The 14,091-nt window shown below is 42.2% G+C and carries 12 protein-coding genes; 6 read left to right on the forward strand and 6 right to left on the reverse strand.

Annotated elements, in window-relative coordinates:
* Nucleotides 1–151 precede the first annotated feature (151 nt).
* On the reverse strand, nucleotides 152–1,027 hold the full coding sequence (locus G327_RS0108360; protein WP_019614311.1) for a LysR family transcriptional regulator: 876 nt from the start codon (nucleotides 1,025–1,027) through the stop codon (nucleotides 152–154).
* A gap of 88 nt (nucleotides 1,028–1,115) precedes the next feature.
* Between G327_RS0108360 and G327_RS0108365 the strand changes: the two genes are divergently transcribed.
* Entirely contained in the window at nucleotides 1,116–1,538 is a 423-nt protein-coding gene (locus tag G327_RS0108365) for a PACE efflux transporter (RefSeq protein WP_019614312.1), read from the forward strand.
* Nucleotides 1,539–1,791: 253 nt separating this feature from the next.
* On the opposite strand, the gene ablB is transcribed toward G327_RS0108365, so the two are convergent.
* From ablB to G327_RS0108380, 3 genes are all read right to left on the reverse strand, one after another.
* Nucleotides 1,792–2,670: a putative beta-lysine N-acetyltransferase gene (ablB, locus tag G327_RS0108370; protein ID WP_019614313.1), complete on the reverse strand. Its 879-nt coding sequence runs from the start codon at nucleotides 2,668–2,670 to the stop codon at nucleotides 1,792–1,794.
* Nucleotides 2,671–2,913: 243 nt separating this feature from the next.
* The gene (locus tag G327_RS0108375) at nucleotides 2,914–4,107 is read right to left on the reverse strand and encodes a KamA family radical SAM protein (protein WP_019614314.1); all 1,194 of its coding nucleotides are present in this window, start codon (nucleotides 4,105–4,107) and stop codon (nucleotides 2,914–2,916) included.
* 827 nt (nucleotides 4,108–4,934) lie between these two features.
* Nucleotides 4,935–5,366 carry an FKBP-type peptidyl-prolyl cis-trans isomerase gene (locus tag G327_RS0108380; protein WP_019614315.1) on the reverse strand — a complete coding sequence of 144 codons (432 nt, stop codon included), beginning with the start codon at nucleotides 5,364–5,366 and terminating at the stop codon, nucleotides 4,935–4,937.
* 789 nt (nucleotides 5,367–6,155) lie between these two features.
* On the opposite strand from G327_RS0108380, the gene G327_RS0108390 reads away from it, so the two are divergent.
* Complete coding sequence (locus G327_RS0108390; protein WP_019614317.1) at nucleotides 6,156–6,704, forward strand: hypothetical protein; 549 nt, start codon at nucleotides 6,156–6,158, stop codon at nucleotides 6,702–6,704.
* A gap of 284 nt (nucleotides 6,705–6,988) precedes the next feature.
* Here the strand turns inward: G327_RS0108390 and gcvP are convergent, their stop codons facing one another.
* Entirely contained in the window at nucleotides 6,989–9,886 is a 2,898-nt protein-coding gene (gene gcvP, locus G327_RS0108395) for an aminomethyl-transferring glycine dehydrogenase (RefSeq protein WP_019614318.1), read from the reverse strand.
* A gap of 164 nt (nucleotides 9,887–10,050) precedes the next feature.
* Nucleotides 10,051–10,422, reverse strand: coding sequence for a glycine cleavage system protein GcvH (gcvH, locus tag G327_RS0108400; RefSeq protein ID WP_019614319.1), 372 nt, complete (start codon nucleotides 10,420–10,422; stop codon nucleotides 10,051–10,053).
* 531 nt (nucleotides 10,423–10,953) lie between these two features.
* Between gcvH and G327_RS0108405 the strand changes: the two genes are divergently transcribed.
* The 4 genes from G327_RS0108405 to G327_RS0108420 all read left to right on the forward strand — a co-directional run bounded on the left by G327_RS0108405 (nucleotide 10,954) and on the right by G327_RS0108420 (nucleotide 13,932).
* Nucleotides 10,954–11,580 (forward strand): helix-turn-helix domain-containing protein, encoded by a 627-nt coding sequence (locus G327_RS0108405; protein WP_019614320.1) that lies wholly within the window; start codon nucleotides 10,954–10,956, stop codon nucleotides 11,578–11,580.
* 69 nt (nucleotides 11,581–11,649) lie between these two features.
* Complete coding sequence (gcvT, locus tag G327_RS0108410; RefSeq protein ID WP_019614321.1) at nucleotides 11,650–12,768, forward strand: glycine cleavage system aminomethyltransferase GcvT; 1,119 nt, start codon at nucleotides 11,650–11,652, stop codon at nucleotides 12,766–12,768.
* 252 nt (nucleotides 12,769–13,020) lie between these two features.
* Nucleotides 13,021–13,212: a CPXCG motif-containing cysteine-rich protein gene (locus G327_RS0108415; RefSeq protein ID WP_019614322.1), complete on the forward strand. Its 192-nt coding sequence runs from the start codon at nucleotides 13,021–13,023 to the stop codon at nucleotides 13,210–13,212.
* Between the two features lie 96 nt (nucleotides 13,213–13,308).
* On the forward strand, nucleotides 13,309–13,932 hold the full coding sequence (locus tag G327_RS0108420) for a thiol:disulfide interchange protein DsbA/DsbL (protein ID WP_019614323.1): 624 nt from the start codon (nucleotides 13,309–13,311) through the stop codon (nucleotides 13,930–13,932).
* The last annotated feature ends 159 nt before the right edge of the window (nucleotides 13,933–14,091 follow it).

Consider the following 14,091-nt stretch of genomic DNA (forward strand, 5'->3'; position numbering starts at 1 on the left):
AAGAACAGCAGTACCATTGAGCTGAAAGTACAGAAAAAATATATGTGTTTCTCTCTAACCAGCACTGAACCCGACTTTATTGACCATATGGTTTTACTTGCGGGTTCAGTGTTTTTTTTATCTATCTTATAGTAAAACCTGTTTTCTGCGCTTATTCAAGCAGGGTGGTAAATTGTTCAGCCAGCCAGAGACAGGCCGGCCCCATAATTCGATTTTTAGGAGTAATACGTTCAACGGGGATCGACCAGGCTTTATGATCAAAACTTAGTTTTAAAGCATGCAGTTGACCGGAAATCAGCTCTTTTTCGACTAAGTGCCAGGGTAGGTAACCCCAGCCTATTCCTTTTTCTATATATCGCAGCTGCATACGGTAATCATTCGCCCACCATATTAGCGGCGCTAGGGGCACTGACTGAGACTGATTATTATAGAGGCCTTTAACCATAAGCTGGCGATGGGCTGTTAACTGCGGAGCTGATACGATTGAAAGCTTTGCTAAGGGGTGAACGGGACTAACGACTGCCGTAAATGCTATGCTGCCTATGTAACAGAGGTCGACTTCGGTAGTGAATGACATATCACTGTACATCAGTGCAATATCGGCACCCCCGTTATTTACCAGATCAATAATATCTGAACTGGCTGCAGAAAAGACCTCCAGTGAAGTCGCTGGAAAACGCACTGCAAACTGTTCAATAATGTTATAAAAGCTCTCCAGCAGCAGGCCGTCATCAATGACTATGCTAAGTTTACTCTCTTCATTATTGTTCAGCGCATTAGCCGCACACTCAAATTCATGTACCTGCTGCAGAGCTGCTTCAGCAAATGTCAGTAGATGCTGACCCGCCTCGGTTAATTTTGGTTTACGTGTCGAACGGTCAAATAGTTGATTATTTACATCTATTTCTAAGTTTGCTATGCCCTGGCTTACTGCAGACTGGACCTTGCCCAGCTTCTTAGCGCACGCTGAAAAAGAGCCTAGTTTAGCGCACAGGACAAACATTTTTAATTGTTCTAAATTACACATACTATCACCAAAACTGATACTAACTAACTAGACCTCATTGTATATTCATATACATTGACTGTGAATTTATTATTTAAGGAATAAAAGCATGTCTATCAAAGAACGTATTTTTCACAGCATATTATTTGAAGTAATAGCGCTAATTATATTAATCAGTTTATCTAAAGCATTTACTGACCATAACCCGGCAACGGTCAGCGGCTTAGCCATTTCCCTTTCACTTACCGCAATGCTTTGGAATTACGTTTATAATCTAGGGTTTGATAAAATATTCGGTGCGGAGCGTTTATCTCGAGGGGTTGTAAAACGTTTAGGTCATGGAGTTGGATTTGAAATAGGGTTGCTAACTGTGAGCATGCCGATGATTATGTGGGTACTGGATCGAGATTTCATTTCTGTTTTCATGATAAATATCGGGCTGTCATTATTCTTCGTAGTTTATGCCGTTATTTATAATTGGAGTTACGATACTATTCGTGAAAATTTTAAACCTGCAGCTATAGAAGTGTAATAAAATAAGTGCTTTCAATCTGACCTAAATTTAAAATCAGGTGTTGAATATTTAAAAGGGCTTCTACTTTTGTAAAAGCCCTTTTAAATTAGTTGAAGCATGGCTGCTGTTCAGTGATTGCTGGTAATGGAGACTACAGGAATCAATGTTTATTAAATATATTTTAAGGAAAAAACTGTAATTAAGTTTGTGACTTTGGGGGGATACAGCCTATGCGGCGCTTCTCTCCCCCTAAACTGTTGAACTCTCTTGTCTAGTCAACATTCAGTGGTTTACACCAGATATTCATACTTTCAATCTGACCACTTATTTGGGTATTGTTAATTAACCGCCCCTGATACTGATAGTCATTTTTGGCAAATGTTCTGTTCATACCAACAGAAGCCGCACGGGCTATGGTAAAAGCCTGCCGAAAACCCAGTTGTTCCATGCTCGATTCCATTTTATCCAGTAGTGCTTCGGCCAGATGCTGCCCTCTGAACTCAGGTAAAGTCGCAAAGTCCGTCATTTCCACAGCCATATTTTCCAAATCCCGCTCAGCAGAGGCTAAGGCAATCAGTCGGCCTTGGTGTTTGATGCCGAAATAACTGACATTATCGGACATGGTTACACACAAATAGCGAGCCTCATGAATGGGGAAGGGATAGCTGGGGAATACCTCTCGATATAAACGGGCCATCTCTTCGGCATACATTTTATCCAATGGCATAACCTGCCAATGAGGAGCAGGTGTTACTTTGGATAGATTTATCCCGGACAGATTACTGCAGGCCAGATCTAGTACTCTTTTATATTCTGCTGTTCTGCTCTCTATTTGGCGCTCAGGATCAAGATAAGCACATAACAATAGGGCATCCTCGCCCTGTCCCATAACTTGGTAATACCCCGGTAAGCGCGCTTCCTCGGTAAAGCCGTGGTTGAAAAAGTGTTCCGACTCACATTGCCGAACCTTGGCAAATAATTTGCCATAACCCTGTGCTTTGGCAAGTTTATGCATAGCAGCTGGCAGCTGAGCCGGGTTACCTTGCTTCATTGACATCAAATAAACCCGGCTGCTGTTAGGGCCATATTGAATACTAGCTCCTTCAAGCAGATCACAGGTATCAAACAAGCTGCAGATGACTTCGCTCATAATTGTCCTCAGTAAGTTGTACCGTCATTATTTGTACTGGAAAATGTTTGCATACTAAAACGCAGCCCGGCAGTTAAAGCCGACATCCGGGACTGCGATGGAGAACTCCCGTGTCTGGCTTTGATGTTTCACCTGTCCGGATAGTAATATTTAACCTTTTCATGGCGACGAAAATAATAGCAGACAAAGACTGGCTGCCAATTAAGCCGCAGGCAAAAACGGCATAATCAAAATAGTACATGATTACTCACCCAGCAGGAAAGTCATGTCGGTGCTGCGTCCTTCAAAGTTAGTCGCGATGAGTTTGGTTTCACCATCGAGCTCCTGTTTGCTGACGTATTCCGGCTGTACAGGCATTTTACCTAGTCCGCTAATACCATCAACGATAAAGGTCGGAATAGCAGGCCCTGATACCCAGCCTCGAATGCCATGGTAGATTTCCAGCATACGATCATAGCTGACCTGAAACTTGCTGTTACCAGGAGCGGGATCCATGGAATATACATAGTAAGGGCGAATGCCATTGGAGATCAGCTCCATGACCAGATCACGCATCACTTCAACGCTGTCGTTAACTCCTTTGATCAATACACTCTGATTGCCAAGCATAATACCGCTGGTACGCAGCATTGCCATATGCTCCTTAAACAGCGGAGTGATTTCCTTGGGATGATTGACCTGGGTATTGAGCAGGGTGACACGGTTTGTTGCCAGGATCTGGCACAGTTTTGGCGTAATACGAGTAGGAAGTTGAGCGGGCAGGCGGCTGCCGATGCGCAGTATTTTCAGGTCTGCTCTTGCTTCGCGGATCATAGACAAAATCTGATCGAGCTTGTCATCAGTGAGCAGCAATGGATCACCGCCAGACAGCAGCACATCCTGTACTTCCGGGTGTTCACGTAAGTATTCCACTGATTTTCGGATTTGATCCATCGAGATAACATTCAGGGGATCCGACACCATGCGCTTTCGGGTACAGTGGCGGCAGTAGGCACCGCAAATATTGTGTACCAGAAAGAGCACGCGGTTGGGATAACGGTGAACGATAGAGGTACCCTCGGGCATCATGGCATCTTCACCTAGCTGGTCCCCCATCTCTTGGGGGGCTGCCTCCATTTCATTCTGCTCAGGTACGTATTGAATACGGATCGGACAATCCTGATCGTCCTTGTCCATCAACTGGGCAAGATAGGGCGTAATACGAGTGGCTATGACCTTATGTACCTGATCATCAACCGGGTTAATATTATTGAATACCTCGGCAAGCTGCTTATCAGTTTTAAAGGAATAAGCCAATGTTTCGCGCCAGGGCCGACTTGCGACATCAAAGTCCATCAATGATTGATAGTCAGAAAACTTATTCTCTTTTGTATTTTTGACCAGTCTAAGGGAGGTATCAGGGGTGTACTGCTTAGCTTTTATTGCTGCGTGCGGCATGAAATTTCACCTATAGCGGAGTAAATGTAATTACAGTTGTAATCATTAGTGTTCTAACTATTATTGCATTTGTAACAGAAGGCTTCAATAGCGGTTTAACAAAATGCTGTCGTTTGAAATGGTAGTGCTTAATAAGTAAGTCATTATTATTCAACTAATATACAGGCTGAATCAGCATAAATTTAACGACACAATACAAAGTGATTCATATTACACAAAAGAAGTTAAGGGGTATGCGCAGTAGTTTTAAGGTGATGGAATGTTGGCTTCACTAATGCGCAGTTGTTTGGCTGTGAGGCAATACCTCTGGTATATAAGCTGGTCGTTTAACCTAAACGCTGCAATGATTGGTTAAAGGTATAAGGATAAAATTAGTATGTGCTGATCTCTGGCGAGTAGGGAGGGCAATAGAATTGTTGCAGCACTAATTATATTTGTAAATAACTCTGCAGCAGCAAAGATGAAATCAAACTAAGAATGAGGGGGGAGTGAGCTCTAGTGGAGGCATGTAAATTAAAAGCTCTAACTGAAATGACTAAACAAATTTGGCCGCTTATTTATAGTTTTCGAAAATACTTTTGGGGCATTAGCTACTTAGGTTTCTAAGGTGAAAAGGGGCACATTTCGATTTAGATAATATGACTGGCGTAACTCTAAATTAGTGCACAAAATCACTGCAGCACTACAGTTGATACTACTTCATTTTAATTTAAAAGGCAGGGATAGACTCCAGTGGTTCCCTTGGTTGAAAAAAACACCAAGGAAACTTGCATACCAGCTTACTATGAACTGACTAATGGGTGATCCTATTACCTTCTGGAAAAATGCTAATATATATCTAATAAACGTATGTCGATAACTAATACCGCATTAGGACCAATACTGCTGCGGTTGCCTTTTTTCCCCCACGCTAAATCCGCAGGTATCACAAATTCATAACGTGCACCTAATGTCATATATTGCAAACCTTCAGTTAATCCGTCGATTGCTTCTTCGACACTAAACTTCTCAGAGCTATTGGTCTTGTATGTATCGGCAATAACTTTACCATCTGTTAATAAAATGCGCTGGTGGACTTCAACACTATCTTCCATAGTAGGGTGAGGGTTGTTGGTTTCCTCAATAACCCGATACATTAGACCCGAATCAGTGATGATCACGTCCGATTTTTGTTGGTACTTTTTTAAAAAATCTTCGCTGTTTTTTCTATTTTGTCCAGCTGAGCCTTTGCCGTTTTTTTTCTCTTTTTTACGTGCCATTTTTATATATTCCGAAACAATAAACTGATGATTTAAGAAGTAATATTGTTAACAGGTAATATTCAAGCAATACGATGAATACTAGTCACTTAGAAAGCGCCGACTATGTTGCATACTTTTCAAAATACCTTAACTCAATAATTATACCAAATCCGATAAATAACTGCTCAATCTTACTGGTTAAAAGAAGCTGTTTCTGAGTTATCAATTTTATAAAGGGAATCGTCATTTACTACAACTTTCGCCTTAAACTAACTTTTTTGGCTACGCAATATTTGACCATTAAATTAACGGGATGTGAATTGGTGAACAGACAGAACAATATGAAATGGAAAAACTATGGGGTACCCATTGAAAAATTCCGGTCAGACCTTTCATTTTGTTATTTGACATCAGCATTCGTTCTAGGACGGAAAGGGGCAAAGCATCTTAGAAAATGTCATCAATTACCCCCTACATAAGTGGCCAGAATACCTGTGCCACTTACTATGGATTAGTTGATTGTTTACCATTGAACATGCCTGTATTTATTAGTGGTGGTGCTTGTAGTCTTATTGAAATAGCCAACGTGTATGTCGGGGCTATTATGTTACGGTCTTCATCAGCAGCCAGTACACCATTATTTATAAATAGGTATAAGAACACTTTTTATGAGTAAATATTTATACACGCAATGAAATTAATGCAAGCAGACGCTCCATATTTCTAGACACTTTGTTTTGGTAAGATACACTGCGTTTAATTCGTCAAGACACCCAATAATGAGGTGTTATAAAATAGGTATACTCAATGAGCTCAGCGTTAAAAGAACAACAAGAAACTATCTTACAATACTTAGATACAACACATTACATCGATTCTAATGCACCAAAAGCAAAAGAGAAACGAGAAGCTAAGTATAAGATTGGTAAAGCATGCAACAAAGCAAGGGAGATCCTTTGTAGTGATGAAGCTTTTCTTGATTGGGTATGGTCAAACGTTATCGCTGAATGTTCAACGGATATTGAAGAGGTGACGCCTAATACACTGATTTCTTGGCGTATGTTGCCTAAATTTGGCACATTAGAGCAATGTGAAATAGTTGGTTTCACGCATATTTCTAAGCTGCTGCTAGATAAAAATGCAGCAATGAAAGCTGAAGTGTTAGATATTATTGCGAATAATGATCCTGAAACGGCTAATAAATTAATCAAAACGGTACTTAAGCCGGCAATTGATTTCACGCCGATTGCTGCTGACAAAAAGAACCTGGCTGATACTGTTGAAAAGGCTGATAAGTTATCAAAAGATGCACTAGTTGCTTTAGTTAAAGCAATGCATCAACAAATGACTAAGTAATAAATAACTAAATTTTAGCCTGGAATCTTTAGCCGTTAACATTCGTTAATACGTATTTCAGAATTTATTTCTAATTCGGTTTAGATCGGATAGATGACACCTGTTATCAGGTGTCCGCCTCCCTGCTAATAACCGTACGTTGACTAAAAATATTCAATAAAAAAAGCGAACCAATTCTGATTCGCCTTTTATGTGTTTTTCATACCTAATGAGTCACAATCTTAATTACGAGCACAAACTTCATTTAAGTAGTCAAAACCTTTATTGCCAGTCATCAATTAATCCTACTGATCAATATAATTTGCAATACTAGGGCAAGAACAGATTAGATTTCTGTCACCGAAGACATTATCAACACGATTAACCGCCGGCCAGTATTTAGCATCTTTGGTTTGTTTCGACGGGAAACAGGCAAGTTCACGGCTGTAATTATGCGGCCATTCACAGCTGGTTAAATCAGCCTGCGTGTGCGGTGCATTGACCAGCGGATTATCCTGCAGTGTCCATTCACCTTCTTCTACTTTGGTGATTTCAAAACGAATCGCAATCATCGCATCACAGAAGCGGTCTAGCTCGGCCAGATCTTCTGATTCGGTAGGTTCAATCATCAAGGTCCCGGGTACCGGGAAAGACATAGTCGGCGCATGGAAACCATAGTCCATTAAGCGTTTAGCAACATCTTCTTCTGAGATACCTGACGATTCTTTAAGCGGGCGAATATCAATGATACATTCATGGGCAATACGGCCGTTACTGCCGCGGTAAAGTACCGGGTAATAAACACGTAAACGTTCCATAACATAGTTGGCATTTAATATTGCCAGTTTAGTGGCCTTAGTCAGACCTTCTTCCCCCATCATGGCAATATATGCGTAGGAAATAGGCAGGATTGATGCTGAGCCTAATTCGGCTGCCGACACTGCGAACTGCTCCTGCTCAGAATTAGTCGCTTCAACATGACCCGGTAGGAATGGCGTCAGGTGTGATTTTACACCAATCGGGCCCATGCCAGGGCCGCCGCCGCCGTGTGGAATGCAGAATGTTTTATGCAGGTTAAGGTGTGATACATCGGAGCCGATAAAACCGGGATTAGTCAGACCTACCTGGGCATTCATATTTGCGCCGTCCAGATAAACCTGTCCACCCGCTTCATGTACCCACTCACAAACTTCACTAATCGCTTCTTCATATACACCGTGTGTCGAAGGGTAGGTGATCATGATGCAGGACAGATTGTTGCGATGAATTTCGATTTTCGCTTTTAGATCGCAATGATCGATGTTTCCGAATTCATCACAGGCCACCACCACAACTTTCATGGATACCATAGAAGCTGATGCCGGATTAGTACCGTGTGCTGAGCTTGGGATCAGGCATATATTACGATGGTCGTCACCGTTACTATGATGATAACGCTGAATGGCGATAAGCCCGGCATATTCTCCCTGTGCACCTGAGTTAGGCTGCAGTGAAAATGCATCGTAACCGGTAACAGAACATAACATTTCAGAGAATTCAACTGCCAGTTCCTGATAACCTAATGTCTGCTCATAGGGAGCAAAGGGATGCATCTGCCCAAACTCCGGCCAGGTGATAGGAAGCATTTCTGCGGCTGCATTTAATTTCATGGTACAGCTGCCTAACGGGATCATGCCGTGAGTCAGCGAGTAATCACGGTTTTCAAGCTTCTTCATATAACGCATCATCTGCGTTTCACTATGGTGCTCATTAAATATTGGATGAGTCAGGTATTTGCTGGTGCGTCGGCACGCCTGTGGAACAGCTGCAAATTCATCGGCTTCAATCGCAGCAGTTAAATAAGATGCTTTAATTGTTTTGCCGGTGAACAGTGCAATAAGCTGCTCAACATCGGCGACCGTTGTTGTTTCATCCAGGCTGATACCTAATTGATCTACACTATTTTCAATATGCTGATAATGACGTAAGTTGATACCGACTTCTAATGCCTTGTTGTAGATAGTGTTAGTCTGTTCACCAGTGTTAACGGTTAAAGTATCAAAATAGGTTTTATTAATTAATTCTATACCTGAGCTGGTTAACCCGGCTGCGAGAATTGCGGTTAAGTGGTGGACTCTACGGCCTATTTTCCGCAGACCATCAGGTCCGTGATATAAAGCATAAAAAGCAGCCATATTGGCAAGTAATGCCTGTGCAGTACAGATGTTGGATGTCGCTTTCTCACGACGGATATGCTGCTCACGGGTCTGCATAGCCATACGCAGAGCCTGTTTACCTTTACTATCTACCGATACTCCGATAATGCGGCCGGGCATGGTACGTTTGTATTTGTCTTTGGTTGCCATGAAACCTGCATGCGGGCCGCCGAACCCCATGGGGACACCGAAACGCTGCGCACTGCCAATTACTACGTCTGCATCCATTTCGCCCGGTGCTTTTAAAATGGTTAAGGCTAATAAATCGGAGGCAACGGCAACTAAGGTTTTTTTCGCATGTGCTTTTTCGATGATCTCTGTAAGATCTTCAACATTGCCGCTGGTGCCCGGATACTGCAGCAGGGCGCCGAACAGATCATGATTTTCAATGTCAGCGAGCGGTCCGACAATGACATTATAACCTATGTATTTAGCGCGTGTCCGTACCACATCAATGGTTTGCGGGTGCAGTTCGTCTGCCACAAAAAAGTTAAGACTTTTACTCTTACCTGCGCGCTTGCATAGCGTCATTGCTTCGGCTGCTGCCGTTGCTTCATCGAGCAGTGACGCATTAGCAACTTCCATTGCGGTTAAGTCCATAATCATCTGCTGATAATTAAGCAGTGACTCAAGACGTCCCTGTGAAATTTCCGGCTGATAAGGCGTATATGCTGTGTACCAGCCGGGGTTCTCTAGAATGTTTCTCAGTATGACATTAGGGGTTAAGTTATTGTAATAACCCTGGCCGATGCAGCTGCGGTTAATGGTGTTTTTCTTTGCCATCGCTTTTAGAGAAGCAAGCATGTGAACTTCACTCTGAGGCTCGGCTAGTTTCATTGGCTCGGGAAGGCGAATAGCTGCCGGTACAGTTTGTTCAATAAGCTGGTCAAGACTGCTGAGACCGATTGTTTCCAGCATAACTTGCTGCTGGGCTGCATCGGGGCCGTTATGACGTGCGGCAAATTCTTTTTCGTCACTTAATAGATTGAGAAGTTTGGTATCGGTCATTAGAGTTTCCTGAACGGTTATTGCTTTTGCATGCGTATGTCGGCTGCTAAGCGATGGTAAACTGTGGTTCTTATATTTATAACTGGCTGGCTGCTGCGCTTCAATTGATTAAAATAGTCTTCAAGTACAGATGAAATTTATTCCATCTGTACTTTTAATAACTGTTAAAAGCTGGCAAGGTAAGTGTCGCCATCAAGCAGGCTTTCAAGTTGTTTAGTATCTGTTAATCTGATTTTTGCAATCCAGCCGCCGACATAGGGCTCTTCATTGATTAGTTCCGGGTTATCTTCTAACTCAGTGTTTATTTCTACAATTTCGCCGGAAATCGCCGCATAAATGTCAGATGCAGCTTTTACTGATTCAATCAGTGTAAAGGGTTCGCCTGCTTCGGTATGATCGCCGACTTCCGGGAGATCAACAAAAACCACATCGCCTAATAATTCCTGCGCCTGGTGTGAAATACCTGTGGTGATTGTACCGTCACAGTTATCACGTACCCATTCATGACTTTCTGTGAACATCAGTGTCTTTTCCATTTACAACTCCTAAAGATTTATTAAAAAAATATTTATTTCACCAGCAGCTGAAGCTGTGGTGAAGTGTTTATTTATCTTTGCATGTAATGTTGTTCTACTGCCATTACATCGCTAATTTAGTAACAAGTCATTAACATTCTGTTGTTTAACTACCCCTGAAAACAAGTAAGTTTCCAATAGTGAAATTATATATTGTTAACTCGCACCTGCCAAGCCACCTATTTGTTATTAGGCTTTTCTCTTCTGTTTACCTGTGTGGTCATGCTATAAGGTCATGTTTTATAATGTGTTTTAATATTGCGCTGCGAATGGTGCAGGTGTATAGCTAATCTCTGCTTATAATATACAGCCTAGATTACCTTAATGCTCACGAGCATAAGTTTCCTAAAGGAAACTTTATCCCGCATTTGTGATCAGGATCATGTTTATAACAAGATTCACTTTTATTATTAGTCTCAATTTGTGTGAGAATGAAAACAAATCACAATAACAGCGTCTAGATTGAACAGGACTACATCAAGGAGGACATATATGGATGACGATAGCCCGCAGGATATTTATCCGTCGATGACCATTACTTCAGAGCAGTCATCAGAAAAAATCGAACCTCTGAAACTGGGTAAACGCTTAAAAGAGATACGTAAGTCATTCGGTTTAACTTTGGAGGAAGCTAGTCAAAAAACAGGCCTGGCGCGTTCAACCCTGTCTAAGATTGAGAATGAACAGATCTCGCCGACGTTTCAGGCGATGCAGAAATTAGCCAACGGTCTGCAGGTTGATATACCGCAGCTGTTTGCGCCGCCCAAACAAGTAACAGCAACAGGGCGCCGTGACATTACGCGTAGTGAAGAAGGTAAAACACATCCGACTTCAACCTATGAACATGAATTATTAGCAACACAGCTTACCAACAAAAAAATGATGCCGTTTAAATCTACAATAAGGGCTCGCAGTTTTGATGATTACGGAGACTGGATCCGTCATGACGGTGAAGAGTTTCTACTGGTATTAAAGGGGGAAATAAACTTTTTTTCGGAATTTTACGAACCGGTTAATTTAAGTGAAGGTGATTCGGTTTATTACGATGCCAATATGGGACACATGTTAGCGTCAGTTAGTGAGGAGGACGCCCTGATCCTTTGGGTTACGGCTTCTTAATTTATAAAACAGCAGTTATTTAATCTGAATAATAAGGCGCAAAGATGCGCTCTATGGAGAATTAAACGTATGTCTGAACAATTATTAGTTACCCCTCTGCATCTATTACATACTGAAATGGGCGCTAAAATGGTGCCGTTTGCCGGTTATGATATGCCGGTACAGTATGAGCTAGGGGTGCGTAAGGAGCACCTGCATTGTCGTGCACAAGCGGGGTTATTTGATGTTTCACATATGGGCCAGCTTCGCCTTTACGGAGAGAATGCAGCTAAAGAGCTGGAAGCGTTAGTACCCGTGGATATTATTGATTTACCCGCCGGTAAGCAGCGTTATGCTTTTTTTACCAATGAGCAGGGCGGCATCAATGATGACCTGATGATAACTAATTTTGGAGATCACCTGTTCGTGGTGGTGAATGCCGCCTGTAAAGAGCAGGATATAAAACATCTACAGGACAATTTACCTGAAGATGTGGAACTTGAGGTCATTGAAGATCGTGCATTATTAGCGCTGCAGGGGCCTCTGGCTGCTGAGGTATTAGCCCGTATTAACCCGCAGGTCAGTGATATGGTGTTTATGGATGCGTGCAGAATCGAACTAGCCGGGACAGAGTGTTATGTCAGCCGTTCAGGTTATACCGGCGAAGACGGCTACGAAATATCAGTGCCGGCGGATACCGCAGAGCAGTTAGCGCGTCAGTTGTTAGCATATAGTGAAGTTGAATGGGTTGGTCTCGGCGCGCGTGATTCGCTGCGCCTTGAATGTGGTTTATGTTTGTACGGGCACGATCTTGATCCGACGACCACGCCGGTTGAAGCAAGCTTGCTCTGGGGGATCAGCCCTAGCCGCCGTGCAGATGGTGAACGTGCGGGTGGATTTCCAGGAGCAAATTTGATTTTAGAGCAGATCCGCACCAAGGAAGTCGCCCGTAAACGAGTTGGTTTAATCGGACATTCTAAAGCGCCGGTGCGTGAAGGTTGTCGACTATTTGATGCTGAAAATAATGAAATAGGCATAGTCACCAGCGGTACATTTGGGCCGTCAAAGGGGGCGCCTGTCGCGATGGCTTATGTACATCGAGATTTTGCGGCGTTAGGCAGTGAAGTTTTTGCTGACGTACGTGGTAAAAAACTGCTTATGACCGTCGAGAAAATGCCGTTTGTTCCGCAGCGTTATTTCCGCGGCTGATGACTGCCTGCTAGTCTAAATATAGTGTATTACCGGTCTGTAATACACTATATTTATATATTGAATGCGACCTCTACCTACGTTAAATCCAGGGTACACTTATCAACCTGCTGTTTTGTGCGACGTCATCATAATGTTGACAGGGCTGAAATATTGCCTGCATAAAAAGTAAATATGTCTATTATACAAACGTAATACATTTATTATTCATTGTATATTTTGGCTGTTTTAATCTGAGGTGTGCTTATCAACATGCTGGTCTGCTGCTTTGTGCAGTGTCCTTACTGCGGGGAAACAATCGAAATTGTTGTTGACTGCTCGGCCGCAGAGCAGTCTTATATTGAAGACTGCCAGGTCTGCTGCTGTCCGATAACTGTAAATGTCACTGTGCCTGAAAACCATTCTCCACTTATTGTTGTATCACATCAGGACGAGTCGTTTTAATCGCATTGTAATTTTCATTTTTTATCTGTTAATAAAATGATATTGTTGATTTTTATAACTTAATTATTCAATTTTCTTCACTTATCAGGACAAAAAATGAAATTCATCAGCAAACCAATGTTTATTCTTCTCTCTTCACTACTATTTCTGGCCGCCTGCTCTGAATCGAGTATCCCTGAAGAGGGTAAACAGTATGTGCAGCTTCCTGAAAATCTGCAGGGTCAAGGTTTAGAACCTGTCACAGAAGTTTTTTCTCTAGGTTGTGGTCACTGCCGTAAGATGGAAGACTTTATACCTGTTATAAGTGAAAAAGCTGATGCGGATATTGGTAAAATGCATATTGTATTTAATCAGTCTGCACAGTTTGCCGCTATGTTTTATTATGCGGCTGAAATGCAGTTAAAGGCAACGCCGGATCATGATTTTATGCTAGATCTGTTTAACGCCATGCAGATGTCTAAAGAAACTCCTGATGAAGAAAAGACTGCAGCTATGGCTGACGCATTTACTTCACGCGGCCTGGTTAGCCCCTTTGACTACAACGAACAGCAGAGTGCGGAATTAATTGCTAAAGTTGATGAAATAAGTCAGTTATCTCAGCGTACTAAGATTGATTCAGTACCTACTTTTGTTGTTAACGGTCGTTATCAGGTATTAGTTGCCGGGCATAAAGACCCTGCAAAAATAGCTGAGACTATTTCTTATCTTCTACAAAAATAATTACGAGCCTAATACAAGATAGTACGGGTATTTTTTTACTATAAATACCCGCACTTTTTGTGGATCACAACTTCTGCAAAGCTCCTGTCAACAAGCTGCATAAACGCTTCGTTATCCTCAGTAAAACAACCATACCTCACTTCTGATATTCACCCTGTA

Source organism: Psychromonas ossibalaenae ATCC BAA-1528, assembly GCF_000381745.1.
GTDB lineage: Bacteria > Pseudomonadota > Gammaproteobacteria > Enterobacterales > Psychromonadaceae > Psychromonas > Psychromonas ossibalaenae.

What these genes read in the sequence shown, in the direction of transcription:
- G327_RS0108360 (WP_019614311.1), bottom strand. Translation starts at nt 1,027, where the DNA reads ATGTGTAATTTAGAACAATTAAAAATGTTTGTCCTGTGCGCTAAACTA.
- G327_RS0108365 (WP_019614312.1), top strand. Translation starts at nt 1,116, where the DNA reads ATGTCTATCAAAGAACGTATTTTTCACAGCATATTATTTGAAGTAATA.
- ablB (WP_019614313.1), bottom strand. Translation starts at nt 2,670, where the DNA reads ATGAGCGAAGTCATCTGCAGCTTGTTTGATACCTGTGATCTGCTTGAA.
- G327_RS0108375 (WP_019614314.1), bottom strand. Translation starts at nt 4,107, where the DNA reads ATGCCGCACGCAGCAATAAAAGCTAAGCAGTACACCCCTGATACCTCC.
- G327_RS0108380 (WP_019614315.1), bottom strand. Translation starts at nt 5,366, where the DNA reads ATGGCACGTAAAAAAGAGAAAAAAAACGGCAAAGGCTCAGCTGGACAA.
- G327_RS0108390 (WP_019614317.1), top strand. Translation starts at nt 6,156, where the DNA reads ATGAGCTCAGCGTTAAAAGAACAACAAGAAACTATCTTACAATACTTA.
- gcvP (WP_019614318.1), bottom strand. Translation starts at nt 9,886, where the DNA reads ATGACCGATACCAAACTTCTCAATCTATTAAGTGACGAAAAAGAATTT.
- gcvH (WP_019614319.1), bottom strand. Translation starts at nt 10,422, where the DNA reads ATGGAAAAGACACTGATGTTCACAGAAAGTCATGAATGGGTACGTGAT.
- G327_RS0108405 (WP_019614320.1), top strand. Translation starts at nt 10,954, where the DNA reads ATGGATGACGATAGCCCGCAGGATATTTATCCGTCGATGACCATTACT.
- gcvT (WP_019614321.1), top strand. Translation starts at nt 11,650, where the DNA reads ATGTCTGAACAATTATTAGTTACCCCTCTGCATCTATTACATACTGAA.
- G327_RS0108415 (WP_019614322.1), top strand. Translation starts at nt 13,021, where the DNA reads ATGCTGGTCTGCTGCTTTGTGCAGTGTCCTTACTGCGGGGAAACAATC.
- G327_RS0108420 (WP_019614323.1), top strand. Translation starts at nt 13,309, where the DNA reads ATGAAATTCATCAGCAAACCAATGTTTATTCTTCTCTCTTCACTACTA.